Here is a 21636-nt window from a genome sequence, read left to right on the forward strand (position 1 = left end):
GATGTCGCAACTGCCCCCACAGCTGACGGCGTGCCCCGTCTGTCACGAGCCGCTGGAGCCGGCCGACAACTTCTGCGGAGGCTGCGGAGCGGATCTCTCGGTGGTCCCGCCCGCGCCCGTCCGGGCGCGGTCCGACAACGGGTGGCGGCAGCCGGACACACCCGCGGGGCGGGGCGCGGACGACTACCGCCCCGCCCCGCCGGCCGGTGGCGTACCGGCGCAGTCGCCATCCTGCGAGGGCGCCGGCAGGACCTGTGCGGTCTGCCGGTCGGGCATGATCGACAACGACGGGTACTGCGAACACTGCGGACATGCACAGCCGCGCGAACGGGATCACATGGAGCACGAGTCGGCAGGCGTCGCGGCGGTCAGCGACCGCGGCCTGCGCCACCACCGCAACGAGGACGCGTACGCCGTGTCCACCACGGGCCTCCCCGACGGCCGGCCGGCCGTCGTCGCGGTCGTCAGCGACGGCGTGTCGTCGGCGGCGCGCCCGGACGAGGCGTCAGCCGCCGCCGTCACCGCGGCACGTGACGTCCTGACGGACGCACTGGCCCGCGGCACCGGCCCCCGGGAGGCGACGCACCACGCGATCGTGGCTGCCGCCGAGGCCGTCGTCGCCCTGGTCACGCCCGGTCACCAGCCGCGCGAGCACGACCGCTACCGCCAGGAGAACGCCCCCGCCTGCACCATCGTCAGCGCGGTCATCACGGGCGATCTGCTGACCGTCGGCTGGGTCGGCGACAGCCGCGCCTACTGGGTGCCCGACGACCGCGCCACCCAGCCCGCCCGGCTCACCGAGGACGACTCGTGGGCCGCGCAGATGGTCGCGGCGGGCCTGATGTCGGAGGCCGAGGCCTACGCGGACGAGCGCGCCCACGCGATCACCGGCTGGCTCGGCGCGGACGCCTACGAGGTCGAGCCGCACACCGCCTCGTACCACCCGGACCGGCCGGGCGTGGTGATCGTCTGCAGTGACGGCCTGTGGAACTACGCCGAATCCGCCGAGCAGATGGCGGCCGTCGTGCCGCCCGACGCCCGCGCACGACCGCTGGAGTGCGCACGCCGTCTGCTGACGCACGCCCTGGACGGAGGGGGCCACGACAACGTAACAGTGGCCGTACTGCCGTTCCCGGCGCGTCCGGAGGGGGCAGGATCGGCCTGACGGCACGAGCGCGTCCACGGGGGGATCGTACGCGGCGCCACTGCCCGGCACCGTGCGCCTGTCCGCCCCACCGCACGCCCATGTGACACGTGGAGTACGAAGGAGCGGATCAGATGGCGAACTTCTCCAAACCGAGCGTGCCCCGGTTCTCGGTCGACGTGTACCAGAACGTCAGCCTGCCCGAGGGCGGCCGCGAGGTGAACGCGGTGGTGACGGTCACCGCGAGCGGCACCGCCGCCGGGGAGACGCCCGTGTCGCCCCTGCCGGCCCTGTCGCCCGCGTCGGTTCCGCTCGGCGGCGGGGCGCCGGACGCGGCCGTCGTCATCATGGTCGACTGCTCCGGCTCGATGGACTACCCGCCCGCCAAGATGCGCAGTGCCCGGGAGGCCACGGCGGCCGCCATCGACGCGCTGCGCGAAGGCGTCGCCTTCGCCGTCGTCGCCGGCACCCACCAGGCGCGCGAGGTCTACCCCGGCGGCGGGCGGCTCGCGGCGGCCGGCGCGATGACCCGGGGGCAGGCCAAGGAGGCGCTGCGCAAGCTCAGCCCGGGCGGCGGTACGGCCATCGGCACCTGGCTGCGCCTGGCCGAACGGCTGCTCGCCTCGTCGCAGGCCTCGGTACGCCACGGCATCCTGCTCACCGACGGCCGCAACGAGCACGAGGAGGCGGACGCGCTGCGGGCGTCGCTGGACACGTGCGCGGGCCGCTTCACCTGCGACGCGCGCGGCGTGGGCACGGACTACGAGGTCAAGGAGGTCATGCGGATAGCCTCGGCGCTGCTGGGCACGGCCGAGATCGTCGCCGATCCGGCCGGGCTGGCGGCGGATTTCACGGGGATGATGGAGTCCGTGATGGGCAAGGAGGTCGGGGACGTCTCCTTGCGGCTGTGGACCCCGCTGGGCGCCGAGGTGCTGTTCGTCAAGCAGTGCGCGCCGACAGTCGAGGAGCTGACCGGCCAGCGGCTGGCGGCCGGGCCGCGCGCGGGCGACTACCCGACCGGGTCCTGGGGCGACGAGTCGCGCGACTACCACGTGTGCATACGGGTGCCGAGTGCGGGCGTGGGCCAGGAGATGCTCGCCGCCCGCGTCTCGCTCGTCCTGCCCACGCCGGACGGCTCGCCGCCGCAGGTGCTCGCGCAGGGGCTGGTACGGGCGGTGTGGACGGACGACCTGACGGCGTCTACCTCCATCAACCCGCAGGTCGCGCACTACACGGGCCAGGCGGAACTGGCCCAGGCCATCCAGCAGGGCCTGGATCTGCGCAAGGCGGGCGACGTCGACGGGGCCACCGCGAAGCTCGGCCGTGCGGTCCAACTGGCGAGCCGTTCCGGGCACGATGCCACCGCGAAACTGCTCGCGAAGGTGGTGGACGTCGTGGACGCGGCGAACGGTACTGTGCGGCTGAAGGCGAACGTCTCGAAAGAGGCGGAGATGACGCTGGAGACCCGTTCCACCAAGACCGTTCGCGTCAAGAAGTAACGCAGAGGGGGAATCGACCGACATGCCGACCTGCCCGAACGGCCACCAGTCGGGGACCGAGGACTGGTGCGAGGTGTGCGGCCACCGGATGCCGGGGCCGGGCACGCCTGGCGGTGCCGTCCCCCCGCCGCCTTCCGCGCCGCCCACGGCGGGCACCGGCGGCTACGGCTACCCGGGAGGCGACGCCACGGTGCAGGCGGAGCTCTGCCCGCAGTGCCGTACGCCCCGCGAGGCGCAGGCTCCCTTCTGCGAGGAGTGCCGCTACAACTTCCTGACCCGGGCGGCGAACCCGTACGCGGGGCCGCCCCCGCCGGTGCAGGGCTTCCAGTCGGCACCGCCGCCCCCGCCGCAGCACACCCAGCCGCCGCAGAGCTTCGAGTACCACGGCTCCCGCCCCTCCCGCGTCAACCGCCCCGCGGAGCCCCTGACGCCCCAGGGCCCGCCGCAGGCCTTCGGCGGCGAGGACGACTGGGTGCTGACCCCGCCCGGCCCCGCGCCCGCCGCCCCCGGTGGGTACGGATACGAGCCGTACGAGCCGTACGAGTCGTACGAGCACCAGGGCACCCGGCCCGCCGCCGAGGGAGGGCCGCAGCCCGTGCCCGGCGGTCCCGCACCGGCCGCCGGCTGGGTGGCGGTCATCGCGCCCGACCGGGAGTACTTCCTGGCGATGATGAACCGCAGCGGTCCGGAGGCGGCGGGGCTGAACCTGCCCGCGTACTCCCCCGAGCTGCGGTTCCCGCTCAGCGGGCAGCAGATCACCATCGGCCGCCGCCGGCACAGCACGGGCGAGGCGCCCGACATCGACCTCTCCCGCCCGCCGGAGGACCCGGGCGTCTCGCACCAGCACGCGATGCTGGTGCAGCAGCCGGACGGCGGCTGGGCGGTCGTCGACCAGGACTCCACCAACGGCACCACGGTCAACGGCGGCGAGGACCCCATCCAGCCGTACGTGCCGGTCACCCTGCAGGACGGCGACCGAGTGCACGTCGGGGCATGGACGACGATCACGGTCCGGCGGGGCTGAGGGGCCGGGCGGCGAGGGGGAGTCCTAAGCCGCCGGTCCTCGGCCGGGTGGTCTGAGACCATGGAGGCGTGATTGAGATTCCGCGCGGCACGCTTCAGGAGCAGACCTTCTACGAGCAGGTCGGCGGCGAGAAGACCTTCCGGCGCCTGGTCCACCGCTTCTACCAGGGCGTGGCCGGGGATCCGCTGCTGCGGCCCATGTACCCGGAGGAGGACCTGGGCCCGGCCGAGGAGCGCCTGGTGCTGTTCCTCATGCAGTACTGGGGCGGGCCGCGGACCTACAGCGACAACCGGGGCCACCCGCGGCTGCGGATGCGGCACGCGCCGTTCACCGTGGACCGCGCCGCGCACGACGCGTGGCTGCGGCACATGCGGGATGCCGTGGAAGAGCTGGAGCTCGCGCCCGAGCTGGAGGCGCAGCTGTGGAACTACCTGACGTATGCCGCAGCCTCCATGATCAACACCGACGGGTGAGGCGCCCGGGGCGGCCGGCTACGCGGGGGTGACCGTCAGATTCCGCAGGCCGCCGCCCGTGCTGACGGCGATCGAGCCGTAGGGCGTGCGCAGCCGCAGCCAGCCGCGCGCGGCGAAGAGGACCGGCCCTTCGGGAGCCAGGGCGGTCGTGCCGCCGTTGCCCCGGCATGCGTGCCTGCCGGCACCGTTCGGGACGCTCTCGGACGGGACGGGCCGCAGGAAGCCCAGCGCCTGGGCGGCGTGCACCGCGCGCAGGGGCAGACCGGTCCCGCCCAGGGTGCGGGACCAGATCTCCCGGCCTATCCGCTCGCGCTCGGCGCGGGTGCGGTGCTGCTCGGGCAGCGCCTCGTCGCGGGCACGGAACTCCGCGACGGCCGCGGCGACCGCGCCGCGCACGGCCTCCGCGCCGGGGAAGTCCTCCACCCGCTGCCAGCCGCCGCGCGGCGGCAGCACCCCGGCCCAGGGCGGGCCGGTGACGGTCTCGGGGACGGTGATCTCCACGCCGCCGCCGGGCGTGGGCCGCCCGGCGTCCAGCTCGTCGGTGAGCCGGCCGGCCGAGACGGTGACGTCCAGCGCGCTGTCGTCGGCCAGCCGGGCCGTACGGATCGCGAGGACCTCGAAGGACGGCGGCCGGCCGAAGACGGCGAGAACCCCGCCGCCCGCCTGCAGCCGGACGGCGGCGGCGCGGTCGTAGTGGATCAGCCGGGCCAGGAAGGCGGCCATGTCGGCCGCCTCCCGGGCGTCGGCGAAGCACAGCCGCTGCGTCATGCGGCGACGGCCTCCCCCGAGGAGCCGGCCGGCTCGGCCGGCTCGTCGGCGAAGGTCTTGAGCAGTTCCTTCTCCTCGGCGGTGACCCGCCGGGGCCGCCCGGAGGCCATGTCGAAGGGCACCACGACGGTGCTGGCCCGCACGTAGACCTGTTCCGCGTCCTTGACCTCGTAGGAGACGGTCATGGACGCGGCGCCGACCTTGGTCACCCACGTCTCGACGGTCACCGGCTCGGCCCGGTGGACCAGCGGACGCAGGTAGTCGATCTCGTGGCGGGCCACGACGGAGCCGTCGACGAAGGAGCCTTCGCCCGCCTTGAGCCGCAGCTGATGGATGAGGTCGATGCGCGCCTCTTCGAGGTAGCGCAGGAAGACCGCGTTGTTGACATGGCCGTAGGCGTCCATGTCGGACCAGCGCAGGGGGCAGGAGTACTGGTGACGCGCCACGATCAGCCCCGGGTCAGCTTCTTGTAGGTGGCACGGTGCGGACGGGCCGCGTCCGCACCGAGGCGCTCGACCTTGTTCTTCTCGTACGACTCGAAGTTGCCCTCGAACCAGAACCACTTGGAGTCGCCCTCGTACGCCAGGATGTGCGTGGCCACCCGGTCCAGGAACCAACGGTCGTGGGAGACGACCACAGCGGCGCCGGGGAAGTCCAGCAGGGCGTTCTCCAGCGAGGAGAGGGTCTCGACGTCGAGGTCGTTCGTCGGCTCGTCGAGGAGGAGCAGGTTGCCGCCCTGCTTGAGGGTGAGCGCCAGGTTGAGGCGGTTGCGCTCACCGCCGGACAGGACGCCCGCCGGCTTCTGCTGGTCCGGGCCCTTGAAGCCGAACGCGGAGACGTAGGCCCGCGAGGGCATCTCGACCTGGCCGACGTTGATGTAGTCCAGCTCGTCGGAGACGACGGCCCACAGCGTCTTCTTGGGGTCGATGTTGGCGCGGCTCTGGTCCACGTAGGAGATCTTGACGGTCTCGCCGACCTTGATGGAGCCGGAGTCCGGCTTCTCCAGGCCCTGGATCATCTTGAACAGCGTCGTCTTGCCGGCGCCGTTCGGGCCGATGACGCCGACAATGCCGTTGCGCGGAAGGGTGAAGGACAGGTCGTCGATGAGGACCTTGTCACCGAACGCCTTGGAGAGGTTGTTGACCTCGACGACGACGGAGCCCAGGCGCGGGCCCGGCGGGATCTGGATCTCCTCGAAGTCCAGCTTCCGCATCTTGTCGGCCTCGGCTGCCATCTCCTCGTACCGGGCGAGGCGCGCCTTGGACTTGGCCTGGCGGCCCTTGGCGTTGGAGCGGACCCACTCCAGCTCTTCCTTGAGCCGCTTGGCGCGCTTGGCGTCCTTCTGGCCCTCGACCTTCAGGCGGGAGGCCTTGTTCTCCAGGTACGTGGAGTAGTTGCCCTCGTAGGGGATGGCGCGGCCGCGGTCGAGCTCGAGGATCCACTCGGCGACGTTGTCGAGGAAGTACCGGTCGTGGGTGATCGCCACGACGGTGCCCGCGTACTTGGCGAGGTGCTGCTCCAGCCAGTTCACGGACTCGGCGTCGAGGTGGTTGGTGGGCTCGTCGAGGAGCAGCAGGTCGGGGGCCTCCAGCAGCAGGCGGCAGAGCGCGACGCGGCGCTTCTCACCACCGGAGAGGTTGCCGACCGGCCAGTCGGCGGGCGGGCAGCCCAGCGCGTCCATGGCCTGCTCGAGCTGCGCGTCGAGGTCCCAGGCGTTGGCGTGGTCGAGGTCCTCCTGGAGCTTGCCCATCTCCTCGAGCAGCGCGTCGGAGTAGTCGGTCGCCATCAGCTCGGCGATCTCGTTGAAGCGGTTGAGCTTGCCCTTGATCTCCGCGACGCCGTCCTCGACGTTCTCCAGGACGGTCTTGGACTCGTCCAGCTTCGGCTCCTGCATCAGGATGCCGACGCTGTAGCCGGGCGAAATGAACGCGTCGCCGTTGGACGGCTGCTCCAGACCGGCCATGATCTTGAGGACGGTGGACTTACCGGCACCGTTGGGGCCGACCACACCGATCTTCGCACCGGGCAGGAAGCTCAGCGTCACATCATCGAGGATGACCTTGTCGCCGTGCGCCTTGCGCGTCTTGCGCATGGTGTAGATGTACTCAGCCAAGAGAAACCGTCCGGCAATCGAGAAGGGCCAATGTGCGGCTCCGCCGCGTGAGGGCAGATACACCCCATCTTGCCGTACCGGAAGCCCTTGGCGGAAACGCGTTACGGCCGACGGGCCGGTGACCGGGGGACGAGTCCGGTCACCGGCCGGACGCGGACCGCCGTACGCCGGGGTTCGGCAGGGCCGGGCCCTACTGCCCCGCGGTCTTCTTGCGGCGGAGGAGGAAGACGGCTCCGCCGCCGACCACGACCAGGGCTATCGCGACACCGGCGATGACGGGCGTGGCGCTGCTGCTGCCCGTGTTGGCGAGGTCACCGCCGGTGGTGGAGCCGGTGGAGCCGGCGCTGCCGCCGGTCGGCGCGCCGGGGGAGGCGGAGGGGGTGCCGGAGCCGCCCGTGGTGGTGCCGCCCGTGGTGCCGCCGCCGGTGGTGGTGCCGGTCTCGGCGGTCTTGCAGTCGAGGATGCCGGAGAACGTCTTGGAGAAGCCGTTCGGCCCGGTGATGGTGATCTTGTAGGCCTGGTCCTCGCCGACCTTCACGAGGGTGGTCTCGGAGCCGCCGGGCTTGACGGTGTGCTTCTTGCCCTCGAGCTCGAAGGTGAACGGCTGGTCGCCCTTGTTGTCGGCGGTGACCTCCACGCCGCCCTTCTCGCAGCTCTTCTTGGCGGTCAGGGCCGGTATGGCGCCCTTCGTGGCCCAGTTCGCGGTGGCGGTTGCGGAGACGGTGCTCTCGCTGGAGCCGGCCAGGATCATCGTCTGGGTCCTGGTGTGGTCGCCGATGAAGGCGCGGCCGACCGGGACCTTGGTGGCGGCCGTGGCCTTGAGCGCGGCCGTGCCGTCGGGGATGCCGGCCGGGACGTCGAAGAAGAGCTCGCCGCCGTTGACCGTGGAGGTGACCGGCTTGCCGGCCTTGTCGACGACCTTCACCTTCTTGGCGGCGGCGTCGGCGGTGGGCGCGACGGCGACGCTGCCCGCGTTGGTGCGCACGGTGACCGGGCCGATGCGCTGACCCGACTTGCCGGAGACGGCCGGCGGGGTGAGCGAGAGGGAGGCCTTGGGCTCCTCGACGTTCTCGGCGCTCTTGGTGAGGTAGTCGGCGAGCTTCTCGGCGGCGGGGCTCTTGGCGTCGACCTTGACGTGGTCGGAGTAGCGCCAGATGGCGACCTGCGTGCCGGTGGCCGCGGTGTTCGCGTCCAGCTTGTCCGCACCGGCCGCCTTGGCGAGCGCGGCGAGGTCGTTGACCTGTGGGTAGGAGTGCTGGAGGATCCAGCGGATCTTGCCCGCGCCGGCGTTGTTGTGCAGGGACGACTCGTCCCAGCCGGTCTCCTTGTACTTCGCGCCGTCGACGGTGTTGGTGAGGATGTCTATGCAGTACGTCTGAAGCGTGCCGCCGCCGTCGACCTTCATCTCGAACAGGCCCGCCATGACGTTGCCGGTCTTGCGCCGGTCCTGCACCTCGGCCCCGCCGCCGGCGGTTATGCGGCCGAGCGTGGCGCTCACGCCGCCCTGGTTCTGCGGCGCGTCGTCCGCGGCCGCGGGGCCTGCCAGGGTGACCGTGCCGCCGACGGCCAGACCGGACGCCAGAATCGACGACGCAAGACGGAGCGCGCCCCGCCTCTTTACAGAGTTCATGGATTTCCTTTCGGGCAGGCGCGCTCGCGCGAAGGTCAGATGCAGACCGTTCCGGGCGCGCCCCACCGGGCAACTCAAAACTCACGAGCCCCCGTTGCTATGGACGGGATCTTAGGGAGCGGGCGCAACACGATGCCCACGGATGCCTGCGCACAACCGATCCGAATCGGAATCGTTATCGCACAGGCCGTATCCGGTCCCGCATATATCGATAAATCTCCAGGACAAATGCCCCATCTCATGGGGCGGTTACCGGCACAGCCCCGGCCTGGGCCCCGCCCGCCGCCCCGGCCGCCGCCGCCATCTCCGCCACCACCTCGGCCGCCACCGCCGGAAGGTGCGCCGGGGCTGCCGGATCCGGCGTCCCGTACGGGGCTCGGGGCGGCGCCTGGGGCGAGGCCTGGAGCGGCATCCGGCCCCAGGCGGGGGCCGGCTCCGCACCCGCCATGCGTACCGGTTCGACCGGCAGCGGCCTGGCAGGCGACACCCGGCGAAACGCCGAAGTGCCCCGCGCGAGATCGTGCCCGACCGACACGGCGTCAATGTCCGCCGACAGCCAGCGCTTTCCGTCGCGCTCCTGTTCCTGAATTCTCAACCGTCCTTGCACGATGACCGGTTCACCCACCGTCACCGAGCCGACCACATTCCCCGCCAGTGCCCTCCATGCCCACACGGTGTAAAAGCTCGTGTACGCATCCGTCCATTCCTCCCGCTGCCGGTCCCAGCGGCGCGCCGTCGCCGCGAGCCGGAACCGCGAGACGGCCGCCCCGTTCGCCGCCTCCCTGAAATCGGGCTGCGTGGCCACGTTGCCCACGACTGTCACCAGTGTCTCGTTCATTCGGAACGCCTCCCCCGTCGGCTGATGACGTTCATGGTGGCGCCGATCGCCGGGACTCGCTGGGGCCTGTGGACGGCCCGTCGTTTGGGGACAACTTCGTCACCCACACGGGTCCCGCCGCCCCCGGCCGCTCTCCTCTGCCTCAGGATTCCGCGGTCTGCCGCGGAAGACCGCTCGCCGCCGCAGAAGACGACTCGCTGCCGCGGAAGGCCGCTCGCCGACGCAGAAGACCACTCGCCGCCGCAGAAGCCCCCGGCGCCCCGCTACGCCTCCCCCGCCGCGATCACGAACTGCGCGCGCACCTCCCGGTAGCGCAGCAGCTCGGCCGCCACCGGCTCCAGCACCCGCGCCCGCCCGCACCCCGCGGCCGCGCCCCGCAGCCGGCGCTCCGTCTCCAGCCCGTACCCGCGCGCCGGGCCCCGCGCCGCCAGCCGGCCGCACCATGCCAGCACCGGGCCGCCCAGGGCGCCACCCGCCAGCATCGCCCCCGGCACCCACCACGCCCCGCCGAACTCGCCCCTGAACAGGCCCATCAGCCACACCGCACCCAGAAGTTGCAGCGCCGACAGCACGCCCTGTCCGGCCGCGACCGCCGCCCACCAGCGAGGACGTACCGCGCGGCCCGCCGCGCCCTGGCGCGTACGCCCGGCGCCCGTGCGCCCCGTGACCATCCGCCCGACGCCCGTGGGCCATACGCCCGTACGGCCGCCGTCGGCGCAGCCCACGCCCGTACGCGGCCCGCCGGGCAGGCCGATGCCCGCGCGCCTCGTGCCCGTCACCGCGGCCGTGGTGGCGACGGCGGCCACCTCGTCCAGCGCCTCCGCGAGGCCCTCCGCGCCGCGGCCGGCCGCCTCGCGGACGGCCTGGGCCCAGGGGCCGGGCAGCCCGGCGGAGGCCTCGTAGGCCAGGGCCCGTACGGCCTGTTCGACCAGCGGCCGGGACGCCGTGCGGCGCCGCGACGGCGTGAGGGGGCCGGTGGTGTCGGCGCCCGCGCCGCGCGGTGCGCCCCCGTCGGACTCCAGGTCCCCGGAGAGGCGCCCCCGGCCGCGCTCGGTCCAGCACCGCAGCCGCGTCCACGACGTGCCGCACGCCCGCTCGGCGTCCCGGCGCCACGCCCGTTCCGCCGCCAGCCCCGCGGCCTGGGCGCCCACCGCCTCGGCCAGCCGGTCCTCGAACTCCTGGCGTGCCCGTTCCGTCAGCCCCGGCCGCCCGTCCGCCACGTAGGCCGGCCGCAGCCGTGCCGAGACGCCGTCCACGTCGGCCGTCAGCCGCAGCTCCGCCGCGTTCCGGCGGGCCACGAACATCCCGAGGGACTCGCGCAGTTCGCCGATGCCCGCTCCCGTCAGCGCGGACAGCGCCAGCACCGCGGCTCCCGGCTCACCGTGCTCGCCGAGCGCCAGCCCGTCCTCGTCCAGCAGCCGTCGCAGATCGTCCAGCACCTGGTCCGCCGCGTCCTCCGAGAGCCGGTCCACCTGGTTGAGGACGACGAACGTCACCTCCGCGTACCCGGCCAGCGGCCGCAGATAGCGTTCGTGCAGCACCGCGTCCGCGTACTTCTCCGGGTCCACCACCCAGATCACCGCGTCCACCAGCCCCAGCAGCCGGTCCACCTGTTCCCGGTGCCCGTCCGCGGCCGAGTCGTGGTCGGGCAGGTCGAGCAGGACGAGGCCGTTCAGCGCCGGGTCATACGGTCGTACCGGCTGCCGGCGCCCCCGGGCGGGGATGCCCAGCCGGTCGAGCAGTCCGTCCGCGCGGTCGGTCCACGCGCAGGAGATCGGCATCGCGGTGGTCGGCCGCCGCACCCCGGCCTCCGACAGCTGCGCCCGCGCGAGGGCGTTGAACAGCGTCGACTTGCCGCTGCCCGTGGCCCCGGCGATGGCCACCACCGTCATGTCCAGCGCGTACCGGTGCCGGGCCGCCGCCTCCTCCAGTACGCGCCCCGCCTCGGCGAGCGTGCACCGGTCCAGCCGCGCCCGCGACAGCCCGACCAGCTCGCGCAGCGCGTCGAGCCGGGGCCGCAGGACCAGGCCCGCCGGCGAGGGCGACATCGCGACCCGGGGCACGGCGGGGGCCGGCTGGGCCGCGGCCGGGCGTTCCAGGTGCGCGGCCTCACGCGAGGAACGTTCCGGCCGGCCGCGGCGCGCGATCAGGCCGTCGTTCCAGAAGCGGTTCACTTCGTCAGCTGACGGCACGGCCTTCACCACTCCTTCTGCAGTACGGACAGCGCCGCGATGAGCTCGACCTGGTGGTCGGGGGTCATCTCCAGGGCCTCCAGGGGGGCCGCCCTGCGGTCCCGCTCGGCGTCGAGAACCTGTTCGATACAGTCGGCCAGCAGCTGCCCGCCGCGGTCCCGCAGCCGCAGCGCGCCCTGCGCGCCGAACGTCTCCGCCAGCCCGGACCCCGCCTTGGCCGCCCGGCGGCCGCCCAGCAGCGCCGCCCCGAGCAGCGCGGCGGTCCGCTCGCTCTCGGGGCCGCGGTCGCGCTCCGCCGCGCGCACCTCCTCCTCCGCGATCTCCTCCAGGCAGCGCCGCCAGCGCCGTACGGCCACGCCGATCCGGGCCCGCGCGCCGTCCGGGTCGCTCGGCGCCAGCGCCTCCTCGGCCGCCGGGTCGCCACCGCAGGCCGCGGCGATCTCCTCGTCGGCGGCGTCCGCGGCGCAGCTCAGCAAGGCGACCACGGAACCGGTGAGCGCGGTGAGCAGCTCGTCCGGGGTGCTGTCGCGGGGGTATCCGCGCCAGTGCGTGAGGGCGTCCCCGGCGAGCGCCTCCCCCGCCGCGATCTCCCGGCGCACGCGCTCGACCGCGCGCCCGTACGCGTCCTCCACGCGCTGCTGCAGCCGTACGGCCGCCGCGTGCTGTACGGCCGAGGCGCCGGCGAGCCCCGGTAGCCGGGACCCGAGCGAGGAGAGCACCCCGCGTGCGGTACGGGCGGTCGCCACGGTCCTGGCGGCCGGGTCCTCCGCCTGCTGGGTGAGCCAGGCGCGCAGCCCCGCGACGGCGGTGGAGGGCAGCAGTCCGCTGCCGCCCGCGGACTCGGGCAGCTCGGGGATGGTGAAGCGGGGCACGTCGCCCAGGCCCGCGTTCTCCAGCAGCGCGTCGTACTGCCGGGACACCTCCACCGCCACCTGGTGCGGCACCCGGTCCAGTACGGTGACGAGCGTGACGTCGTACTCCTTGGCCGTGCGCAGCAGGTGCCAGGGCACCGCGTCGGCGTACCGGGTGGCGGTGGTGACGAGCACCCAGATGTCGGCGGCGCAGATCAGGGCGGCGGCGAGTTCGCGGTTGCGGGCGACGAGGGAGTCGATGTCGGGCGCGTCGAGCAGGGCCAGGCCGCGCGGCAGGGCGCGGTCGGTCTCCACCCGCAGGGCGAGCGGCTCGTCCTCCGCCACCTCCTCCCTGCCCTCGACCACTCCGTCGTCCATCGCCTCCGCCTCGTACGCCGCCGCGGCGGCCTCCTGGTTCGGCACCCAGACGCGCTGCAGCTTCGGCAGCACCCGGTCCCCGGCGAACCAGTGATGATCATCCGGATGGCACACCAGAACTGGCATGCGGGTTGTCGGCCGCAACACCCCCGCCTCCGTGACCCGACGCCCCACCAGCGAGTTGACCAGAGTGGACTTCCCGGCTCCGGTGGACCCGCCGACAACCGCCAGCAACGGCGCTTCGGGGGCGCACAACCGGGGCACCAAGTAGTCGTCGAGCTGCGCCAGGAGCTCGGCCCGGTTTCGGCGGGCGCGGGCGGCGCCGGGAAGGGGGAGCGGGAAGCGTGCGGCGTCCACGCGGTCACGCAGTGCGGACAGCGCGTCAAGCAGTCGGGGCCGTACGTCCAAGGTCGCCACACGTGTAGAATGCCCGGTTCTGGGGCGTTTTTGAAGCGTATAGCCCCTGGCGCGCGAGGCGTGGCGCAAGAGGCCCAGGCATAACGAGTGCACAACACCCGCTGACTGATGCGTCAAAAACGATGCGAAAATCGCACCTGCCTGCGATTATCAGGACCGCTTCACCGAACCTCCACATCGTGTCACGGAGGTGAAGCAACCGGGACGAGGTACGCGGAGCCCTATCCTTGTCCCCGGCAAGGTCACGGCACCACCGAGCCCGGGGCTTCAGCCGTCCGCGACCGCCGCACACACCGGCCCCCGTAGCTCAGTGGATAGAGCAGGCGCCTTCTAAGCGCTTGGCCGCAGGTTCGAGTCCTGCCGGGGGCGCTCGCTCCAGATTGCACGCCCCTCCCGTTGGGAGGGGCGTTTTTGCTGGTCAGGGGCACGAGGCCCGTGAGGTCGCGGGTCTCGCGGACGGCACCGTCGTCCGTCCAGGCGCTGCCGGCTTCGGGCTCGACGGCGTAGACGAGGAACTCGCCCCAGCCGGTCTCGGGCCGCGCGGCGGCCTCGACGCGCGGGGCGACGGCTTCCTCCGGGCGCAGACCCGCGTAGTAGAGGGGGGCGAAGAACGCGCGGAGCCGGCTTGAACGGCTCCGGCACGTTCCTCGGGCGCCGGTGGTGGGCCGAGGCCAGGAGCTCGCCGAGGTCGGTGACGCGGAAGCGCCGGACCGTCTTGCGGTCCGGGTTCAGGGCTCTGACCGCGGTTCCGTGAAACAGCCGGTTGCGGAACGGCGGCAGTTGGGACGCTCGATCCTTAACGGCTGCGGCCTGGGTGAGCCTGCCCTGTAGCCCCGTCGCCGCGTTCTCCCGACTCAGAGGGCGACCTCGCAGAGCGCGTCTGTGAACTTGTCAGCCCGACGTGTGGCAGGCTCGGCCGAGGGCGCCCCCTGCCGTGATGAGTTCCACCCGGGTGCCGAGTCTGGTCCGGTGAGCGTCGTAGGGCGTCGTACGACGCTGCCCGGCACGAGACACCACGGAGGACACCATGACGGCCACGCCCGGCAACGCGAGCAGCAACCTCCCCGGCAAGCCGCCAGTCGTCGACCTGGCCACCTGGCAGGCGGCGCGCGAGGAGCTGCTGGTCCGCGAGAAGGCGCACACCCGTGAGGGCGACGCGATCGCCGCGGCCCGGCGGCGGCTGCCGATGGTCGAGCTCGACGGCGCGGTCGAGGTCACCGGCGTTGACGGGCCGGTCCCGTTCCTCGACCTGTTCCAGGGGCGCGACGAGCTCGTGGTCTACCAGCACATGTGGTACGACGGCGCGCCGCATCAGGGGCAGTGCGAGGGCTGCACCACTACGGCCTGGCACGTGAAGGATGCCGTCTACCTCAACGCCCGGGGCGTCTCGTTCGCCGTCCTGACCTCGGGCCCGTGGGACGAGGTGGCTCCCTACGTCGAGTTCATGGGTTACACCCAGCCCTGGTACTCGGTGCGGGGCCTGGAGGCGCCGGTCGGCGGAGAAATGGGGCACATCGTCTGCTTCCTGCGCGACGGCGACCGCGTGTTCCTCACCTACGCCACGACGGGCCGTGGCAACGAGCCGGTCAACGGGTCCCTCGGCCTGCTCGACATGACGCCCTACGGCCGCGGCGAGGCGTGGGAGGACAACCCCGAGGGCTGGCCCGTGATCGGCGATGTCCGCGAGGGGCACCCGTCCGAGGGCGGCCAGGCCTGCTGGTACTGGCGCGCGGACGCCGACGGCGTCGCCACCTGGGGCCCGACCAGCCGGCCCGTGCCGCAGTGGACCCGCCCCGGCGCGACCCCCGTGGAGACCCTCGGCCGGCACGGCCACCACCACTGACGCGCCTTCGTCGACGGCGTCGGCAAAAGGTGTCAGGTGCCGGGCGGAACCTCCGGACGATGCGACGCCGTTCGCCGCCCTCGCCGCAAGGGACCCCTGGCGGGTGCCCGGCCGCCCCGCCCGGAAGTGCTTCCCGGCGGCCGGCCCGGAGGCGCGCCCCGGGAGTGCCGTCGGCGCCGCCCAGACATCGCCCGGTCGCAACGACCCCTTTCCTCTTATGGATATGAGCCCTCGCAGGCATGTCCACAAGAGGACACAGGGAAAACAAAGACACACGGACAGCACCAGTAGTTCCGAAAAGGCTGTCAACAACCTGCCATGGGGAGCTGCTTCGCACCAAGCGCTCAGCGGCATGACCGAAACTTGACACGCGGTTTTCGATCCGGATGCACATTGCCCTCCGCCACCTTCCAGGCGGATACCGCCCTCCACCGCACGGCGGAGGGCAGGTCAGCTCACGGGACGATTTCCGCGGGACCACATGGTACGGCTGAGCATCCGCTCCTAACCTGCCATGGGTGCTGTCCGGCGAACGGACACTGAAAACGGATGCCGTCCTCCCGAGCAGTTGGAGCCGGCAGCAGAAATAACTTTCGTAAAGGAGCGTCATGTTCGGACGGATAGGACGGTTCTCCGTCAACCGGCCATGGCTGACCATCGTGGCCTGGATTGTCGCGGCGGTCGCCCTGGCCGGACTGGCCCCGGAACTGAAATCGAGTACTGATCAGGCCGACTTCCTCCCATCCCACTATGAGTCGGTTCAGGTGGGCAAGCTCCAAGAGAGCGCCTTCCCGCAGCAGGAGAGCGCGGCGGCCATCGTCGTCTATCAGCGGACCGACGGCGAGAAGCTGACCGATGCCGACCGGGCCGTCGTCGTCAAGGCGACCGAAGGGCTCGAGGCCAAGAAGTACGAGAACTTCAGAAACGTGGTGACCTCTCCCGAGGCGGTCTCCAAGGACGGCAGAATGGCGCTGGCGAGCGTCTTCTCCACGAAGAAGGACCCTGGGGAGGAAGCCACCCTCGAGTCGGTCAAGAAGCTGCGCACGGACGGCAAGGAGCTGCTCCAGGGCAGCTCGCTGAAGATGGGCGTCACCGGTCCGGCGGCTACGAGCGTGGACGCCAAGGAGTCGGGGGGCGACACAGACGCCATGATCATGATGGCCACCGTGCTCCTGATTATCGTGCTGCTCGGCGCCATCTTCCGCAGCCCGCTCATCGCCCTGCTGCCGGTGCTGATGATCATTTTGATGTTCGTCATGGCCCAGGGCCTCATCGCGACCGCGAGTAGCGTCTTCGGCCTGGAGGCCGACAGTAGCGTCTCAGCGATCCTCATCGTGGTGCTGTTCGGTGTCGGCACCGACTACATACTCTTCCTGCTGTTCCGCTACCGGGAGCACCTGAGGACCGGCCAGGAGCCGAAGCAGGCGCTGATCGACGCCGTCTCCCGGGTCGGCGAGACCATCGCTTCCGCCGCCGGTGCGGTGATCGTCGCCTTCCTCGCCCTGGTGCTGTCCACCATGGGCAGCATGCGCGCCATGGGACCGTCGCTGGCGATATCCGTCGGCGTGACGCTCGTCGCCGCACTCACCCTGGTACCCGCGGTCTTCTCCCTGCTGGGCACCAAGGCCTTCTGGCCGTCCAAGGCGTGGCAGCGGACTCCGAAGAACCGGCTGGCCAACGGTGTGGGCAACATGGTCTCGCGGCGTCCCGCCCTGGTCGCCGCCGTCTCCGGCGGTGTGCTCGTCGTCCTCGCGCTGGGCACCCTCGGCTTCAAGTCCGAGTTCGACTCCGAGAGCTCGCTGCCCAAGAACCTGGAGTCCGTGCAGACGATGGCGGACATGCAGAAGAGCTTCTCCGCCGGCGAGTCGGACCCCAGCCTGGTGTACATCCAGTCCAAGGACGGCGGGAAGCTCGACAAGGCCGCCCTGGACACCTTCCAGCAGGCGATCTCCAAGGCCGAGGGCGTCGGCGACGTCTCCCCGGCGAAGCTGAACCCCAGCGGTGACGTCGCCCAGTACAACATGGTGCTCAAGTACCGGCCGGCGTCGGAGAAGGCCATCGAGCTGGTCTCCGGCACGCTCCGCGACACCGTGCACAAGAGCGCGCCCGAGGGCACGAGGGCTCTGGTGGGTGGCACGACCGCGGTACTCGCCGACATCGAGGACGCGGTGAACCACGACTACAAGCTGGTCTTCCCTGTCGCCGGACTCGCCATCATGATCATCCTTGGCCTGCTGCTGCGCAGCGTGGTCGCGCCGGTGTACCTGATGATCGCGGTCAGCCTGGGCTTCACCGCGACCCTCGGTTCGACCGTGTGGCTCTTCCAGGACATCAAGGGCGAGCGCGGCCTGCTCTTCATGCTGCCGATCATCGTGTACCTGTTCGTGGTCGCGATCGGCACCGACTACAACATCCTCATGGTGGCGCGCCTGCGCGAAGAGGTCGGCCGAGGCAAGTCCCCGGCCGAGGCGGCGCGGCTCGCGGTCACCCACTCGGCGCCGACGATCGGCTCCGCGGCCGTCATCCTGGCGGGCACCTTCGGCGTCCTGGTGCTGGCCGACAACTCCATGCTCCAGCAGATGGGATTCGCTGTCGCGTTCGGCATCCTGCTGACCGCGTTCATCATGGCTCTGCTGCTGGTGCCGACGGTGACCGCGCTGCTCGGCGACAAGGCCTGGTGGCCCAACCGCGGCGGTGGATCCGCCGGGTCCGCATCCGGCCGGCCTCTCGCACAGGAGCCCCAGCACACTGTGGAATCCGCCGGCGTGTGACCACGGTCCCGCGCTGACAACCGAACGCCGGCCCTCCGCGACACTGTCGCGGAGGGCCGGCGTCGTTTCGCGTACCGCAGAAGCCGAGGCGGCGCGGTGCCGGCGGCATCATGCGGCCGGAGGCGGGGTCGCGGGACGGTGGGGTCTCGCCCCTCGGAAATCCGGTGCAGGAAGATGTCAGCTTCCCTTGTTCCGGATGGCGGCCGGATCGTGAATGGATTCAATGAAGCTGTCCGGCAGCCGGGGACGGCCGCCGGAGGGAATTGTCGTGCGAGAAAGAATGGGGAAACGGTATGCGTGGATTTCTGACCGCCGTGGCTTCCGCCGCCGCCGGGATGGCTCTCGTGGTGTCCGCTCAGGGGGTGGCGGCCGCCGCGACCGGCACAGCGTCCGGTGGATCTGTTCCCGGCTGTGTCACGGCCAAGCAATGGGCCGCGGGCACCATCTGGGTGGACGTCACCAACAACTGCAGCACCGTACAGCGCGTGCAGGTGAGGTACGTGAACCGCATCGACGAGACGTGCTACGTACTGCAGCCCGGCGAGAAGCGGACCAGTTCCCTGCCCTTCAACTTCGCGCGCTTCGACCGGCTGGTCGGCTGCTGAGTTCCGCTTCCCGTACCCGAATCCGGCGTCGAGCAGATACAGAGGACTACCGTGATCGACAGCAATACCCACACGGATGTACTCGCGAAGATGGAGCGCGACTACGTCGCCTGGCTGGAACAGGGCGGGCTGAGCCGCATGGCGCAGTGGGACGGCCGGGATCTCACGGATCCGGGGGTGTTCGCGGAGGCCGTCGGCGAGCCGGTGCTGGAGCCGCACCGGGCCGCGCTGGCGGGTGACGACGGAGTCCGGTGGGCTAATCTGCTGGCCGCCTTCATCGAGGCGGTGCACAGCGGGACGCTCGACGCGCTGGAGGCCGAGACGGCGGCGATGGCCGCGAGCCTGGACGGAGGGCACGCGGGCGGCTGCGGCTGAGGAACGCCCTCCCCGATGGCTACGGCCGCCCCGTGGCCGGGCGAGCGAAGACGCCGGGGAGGGCCGGCCGCGGGGCCCGCGGCCGGCCGTGCGCTGCGGGTCCGGAATCAGGCCGTGCGCAGGGCCACGAAGTCGCAGAGTGCGTCGAGCACCTTGAGCGCGGGCTGCTCGGAGAGGGACTCGAGGGCCTGCCGGGCGCGGGCGAGGCGCTCGTCCATCAGGGCCCGGGCCTCGGTCATCGCGGGGGACGCGGCGAGCAGTTCCAGCGCACGGCCGCGCGCCGCGGTGTCCGGGGTGCCGCCGTCCACGAGCAGGCGGCGCAGCTCACGACCGTGCGGGCGCTCGTCGCCCAGGGCGAGCAGGACCGGCAGCGAGGCCACGCCCACCGCGAGGTCCTTGCCCTGCTCCTTGCCCAGGAGCGCGGTGGGCGAGGTGATGTCCAGCAGGTCGTCGGAGATCTGGAAGGCGACGCCCAGCTGTTCCCCGTACTCCGCGAGGGCGGCGACGACCGGTTCCCCGGCGTCCGCCTGTACCGCGCCCATGCACAGGGCCATGGAGATCAGGGCCGCCGACTTGCCCGATATCACGGCGAAGTAGTGGTCGAGCGGGTCCTCGCCCGGGGCGGGCCCGGCCAGTTCGCGTATCTGGCCGTCGACGAGCCGGTTGGCGGCCTGGGCGTTCATGACGGCCGCCGCCTGGCCGAGGTCGGCGGCGAGCTGCGCGGCCTTGGCCAGCAGCCAGTCGCCGGCGTACACCGCGAGCCCGTTGCCCCAGCGGTGGTTGACGCTGCTCACCCCGTGCCGGGTGGGTGCCTGGTCCATCACGTCGTCGTGGTAGAGCGAGGCGACGTGGACCAGCTCGACGATCACCGCCGCGTCCTCGGCCCGCCCGGTCGCCGGGTCGCCGAACTCGGCGCCCAGCAGCGCCAGTACGGGGCGCAGGCGCTTGCCGCCGGCCGCGACCAGGTAGCCGACCACCTCGGCCGTGAAGGCGTCGTGCGCCGTCGCGGCGCATGCCTGGAGGCGCCGTTCCGCCTCCGCGGCCCGGCGGCGGAGCCGGGCCTCGAGCCCGGGATCACCGGCCCCGAGCCAGTCGAGCAGCTGGGCGCCGCCGAATCCGGTTCGCGTCGACGACACGTTATGCCTCCCCGCGGCCGGGGCCCGACGGCCCCGGTCCTGTACTGGTGGGCGCCGTCGCCGGACGGCCGGCGGCGCCCGGATGTCAACAGCCCGACAGGTCGCCGAGCCGGAGTGCCGCCTCGATCACCGGGTGCGCGTAGGCCTGGCCCGGCTGCCGGCCGAGCCGGATCACCGGTCCGGAGACCGACAGGGCGGCGACCACCCTGCCGTCGCGGCCCCGCACGGGGGCGGTCACGGTGGCGATGCCCGAATCCCGCTCGCCCACGCTCTGCGCCCAGCCGCGGCGGCGCACGGCGGAGAGGGTGTCCGCGGTGAACCGGGCCCGGCGCAGCCCCTCGTACAGCCGGTCCGGCTCCTCCCAGGCGAGCAGCACCTGGGCCACGGCCCCGGACGTCATCGGGAAGGCCGCGCCGACCGGCACCCTCTCGCCGGGGCCCGCGGGCTTCTCGGCCGTGGCCACGCACACCTGGAGATCACCGCGGCGCCGGTGGAGCCGGGCGTCGGCGCGGGTCCGGTCGCGCAGGGCGCTGAGCACCGGGCCGGCCGACTCCACCATGCGGTCGCCCCGCACCTCGACCGCCATCTCGCCCAGTCGCGGCCCGAGCATGTAGCGGCCCCGGCTGTCACGGGTGACCAGGCGCAGCCGCTCCAGGGCCATCGCCAGCCGGTACACCGTGGGCCGGGACAGGCCGCTGGCCGCGACGATCCGGGCCGACGAGGCGGGACCGTCCTCCAGCACGCCCAGCAGGAGGGACGCCTTGTCGAGTACGCCGACGCCGCTCTCGTAGCGGGGCCGCAGGGACGCAGCGGTGCTCATCGGGTGCCCGCCGGCGGCCGGGAGAGCGCGCGGATCAGTTCGTCGCGCTGCTCCACCAGGTAGAAGTGGCCGCCGGGCAGCACGCGGAGCGTGAAGCCCCGGGGAGCGACGTCGGACCAGGCCGCCATGTCGTCCTCGGTGATCGCGGGGTCCGTGTCGCCCACGTACGCGTGGACCGGGCAGCCGACCGGAACCGGGCGGCGCGGGCCGTACGTGCCGACGATGGTGAAGTCGGCGCGGAGCGCGGGGAGCACCAGCTCCCGGAGGTCCGGGTCGTCCAGGAGCGCGCTGTCGGTACCGCCGAGCCTGCGCACCTCGGCGATCAGCGCGTCGTCGCCCGCCAGGTGCAGCGGCCGGGGGGTGAGCCGGTGGGGCGCCTTGCGGCTGGAGACATGGAGCGCCCGGGGGACCACCAGGTGCCGGCTCTCCAGCCGGAGCGCGAGCTCGTAGCCCAGGGACGCGCCCATGCTGTGGCCGAAGATCTCCAGCGGTACGTCGAGGAAGGGCAGCAGGGCCGCGGTGACCTCGTCCGCGAGCGCTTCCATGCTGCCGGCGCCCGACTCGTCCAGCCGGTCCTGGCGCCCGGGGTAGCGCGCGACCAGGACCTCGGTGTCACTGCTGAAGGCGGAGCCCCAGGCGTGGAAGAAGCTCGCCGACCCGCCCGCGTGCGGCAGGACCAGCAGCCGCCTGCGCAGCCCGGCGGCCGCCCCGTACCTGCGGAACCATCTGCTGTCGATGCCGACCGTCATCCTCTGAGCA

Annotated in this window: 18 protein-coding genes and 1 tRNA gene; 9 read left to right on the forward strand and 10 right to left on the reverse strand. The window is 72.4% G+C overall.

Annotated elements, in window-relative coordinates; translation table 11 throughout:
• Position 1: 1 nt before the first annotated feature.
• The 4 genes from AB0F13_RS23950 to AB0F13_RS23965 all read left to right on the forward strand — a co-directional run bounded on the left by AB0F13_RS23950 (position 2) and on the right by AB0F13_RS23965 (position 4140).
• Positions 2–1165 carry a protein phosphatase 2C domain-containing protein gene (locus AB0F13_RS23950; RefSeq protein ID WP_362085877.1) on the forward strand — a complete coding sequence of 388 codons (1164 nt, stop codon included), beginning with the start codon at positions 2–4 and terminating at the stop codon, positions 1163–1165.
• Between the two features lie 113 nt (positions 1166–1278).
• On the forward strand, positions 1279–2643 hold the full coding sequence (locus tag AB0F13_RS23955; RefSeq protein ID WP_362085878.1) for a VWA domain-containing protein: 1365 nt from the start codon (positions 1279–1281) through the stop codon (positions 2641–2643).
• 22 nt (positions 2644–2665) lie between these two features.
• Positions 2666–3667 (forward strand): FHA domain-containing protein, encoded by a 1002-nt coding sequence (locus tag AB0F13_RS23960; RefSeq protein WP_362085881.1) that lies wholly within the window; start codon positions 2666–2668, stop codon positions 3665–3667.
• A gap of 68 nt (positions 3668–3735) precedes the next feature.
• Entirely contained in the window at positions 3736–4140 is a 405-nt protein-coding gene (locus AB0F13_RS23965) for a globin (RefSeq protein ID WP_362085884.1), read from the forward strand.
• An 18-nt stretch (positions 4141–4158) separates the two neighbouring features.
• On the opposite strand, the gene AB0F13_RS23970 is transcribed toward AB0F13_RS23965, so the two are convergent.
• From AB0F13_RS23970 to AB0F13_RS24000, 7 genes are all read right to left on the reverse strand, one after another.
• Positions 4159–4908 carry a hypothetical protein gene (locus AB0F13_RS23970; protein WP_362085887.1) on the reverse strand — a complete coding sequence of 250 codons (750 nt, stop codon included), beginning with the start codon at positions 4906–4908 and terminating at the stop codon, positions 4159–4161.
• Positions 4905–5354 (reverse strand): thioesterase family protein, encoded by a 450-nt coding sequence (locus AB0F13_RS23975; protein ID WP_362085890.1) that lies wholly within the window; start codon positions 5352–5354, stop codon positions 4905–4907. The genes AB0F13_RS23970 and AB0F13_RS23975 overlap by 4 nt, the downstream gene beginning before the upstream one ends.
• A 2-nt stretch (positions 5355–5356) precedes the next feature.
• The gene (gene ettA, locus AB0F13_RS23980) at positions 5357–7021 is read right to left on the reverse strand and encodes an energy-dependent translational throttle protein EttA (RefSeq protein ID WP_362085893.1); all 1665 of its coding nucleotides are present in this window, start codon (positions 7019–7021) and stop codon (positions 5357–5359) included.
• A 190-nt stretch (positions 7022–7211) separates the two neighbouring features.
• Positions 7212–8651, reverse strand: coding sequence for an LAETG motif-containing sortase-dependent surface protein (locus AB0F13_RS23985; RefSeq protein WP_362085896.1), 1440 nt, complete (start codon positions 8649–8651; stop codon positions 7212–7214).
• A 238-nt stretch (positions 8652–8889) separates the two neighbouring features.
• The gene (locus AB0F13_RS23990) at positions 8890–9489 is read right to left on the reverse strand and encodes a single-stranded DNA-binding protein (RefSeq protein ID WP_362085899.1); all 600 of its coding nucleotides are present in this window, start codon (positions 9487–9489) and stop codon (positions 8890–8892) included.
• A 263-nt stretch (positions 9490–9752) separates the two neighbouring features.
• Complete coding sequence (locus AB0F13_RS23995; RefSeq protein ID WP_362085902.1) at positions 9753–11681, reverse strand: GTPase; 1929 nt, start codon at positions 11679–11681, stop codon at positions 9753–9755.
• Between the two features lie 5 nt (positions 11682–11686).
• Positions 11687–13318, reverse strand: coding sequence for a dynamin family protein (locus AB0F13_RS24000; RefSeq protein ID WP_362086018.1), 1632 nt, complete (start codon positions 13316–13318; stop codon positions 11687–11689).
• Between the two features lie 305 nt (positions 13319–13623).
• Here AB0F13_RS24000 and AB0F13_RS24005 point away from each other — a divergent pair.
• The 5 genes from AB0F13_RS24005 to AB0F13_RS24025 all read left to right on the forward strand — a co-directional run bounded on the left by AB0F13_RS24005 (position 13624) and on the right by AB0F13_RS24025 (position 18921).
• Positions 13624–13696: transfer RNA gene (locus AB0F13_RS24005), tRNA-Arg, on the forward strand.
• Positions 13697–14354: 658 nt separating this feature from the next.
• Positions 14355–15170, forward strand: coding sequence for a DUF899 domain-containing protein (locus AB0F13_RS24010; protein ID WP_362085905.1), 816 nt, complete (start codon positions 14355–14357; stop codon positions 15168–15170).
• A gap of 608 nt (positions 15171–15778) precedes the next feature.
• Positions 15779–17941, forward strand: a complete 2163-nt coding sequence (locus tag AB0F13_RS24015; protein WP_362085908.1) for an MMPL family transporter — start codon at positions 15779–15781, stop codon at positions 17939–17941.
• Between the two features lie 293 nt (positions 17942–18234).
• Positions 18235–18546 carry a hypothetical protein gene (locus tag AB0F13_RS24020; protein ID WP_362085911.1) on the forward strand — a complete coding sequence of 104 codons (312 nt, stop codon included), beginning with the start codon at positions 18235–18237 and terminating at the stop codon, positions 18544–18546.
• Positions 18547–18597: 51 nt separating this feature from the next.
• On the forward strand, positions 18598–18921 hold the full coding sequence (locus tag AB0F13_RS24025) for a hypothetical protein (RefSeq protein ID WP_362085914.1): 324 nt from the start codon (positions 18598–18600) through the stop codon (positions 18919–18921).
• Between the two features lie 107 nt (positions 18922–19028).
• Here AB0F13_RS24025 and AB0F13_RS24030 read toward each other — a convergent pair whose 3' ends face one another.
• From AB0F13_RS24030 to AB0F13_RS24040, 3 genes are all read right to left on the reverse strand, one after another.
• Positions 19029–20057 (reverse strand): polyprenyl synthetase family protein, encoded by a 1029-nt coding sequence (locus tag AB0F13_RS24030; RefSeq protein ID WP_362085917.1) that lies wholly within the window; start codon positions 20055–20057, stop codon positions 19029–19031.
• Between the two features lie 85 nt (positions 20058–20142).
• Positions 20143–20877 carry an IclR family transcriptional regulator gene (locus AB0F13_RS24035; protein WP_362085920.1) on the reverse strand — a complete coding sequence of 245 codons (735 nt, stop codon included), beginning with the start codon at positions 20875–20877 and terminating at the stop codon, positions 20143–20145.
• The gene (locus tag AB0F13_RS24040) at positions 20874–21626 is read right to left on the reverse strand and encodes an alpha/beta fold hydrolase (RefSeq protein WP_362085923.1); all 753 of its coding nucleotides are present in this window, start codon (positions 21624–21626) and stop codon (positions 20874–20876) included. Before AB0F13_RS24040 ends, AB0F13_RS24035 begins: the two co-directional genes overlap by 4 nt.
• Positions 21627–21636 lie beyond the last annotated feature (10 nt).

The organism is Streptomyces sp. NPDC026206 (assembly GCF_040638465.1).
Taxonomy (GTDB): Bacteria; Actinomycetota; Actinomycetes; order Streptomycetales; family Streptomycetaceae; genus Streptomyces.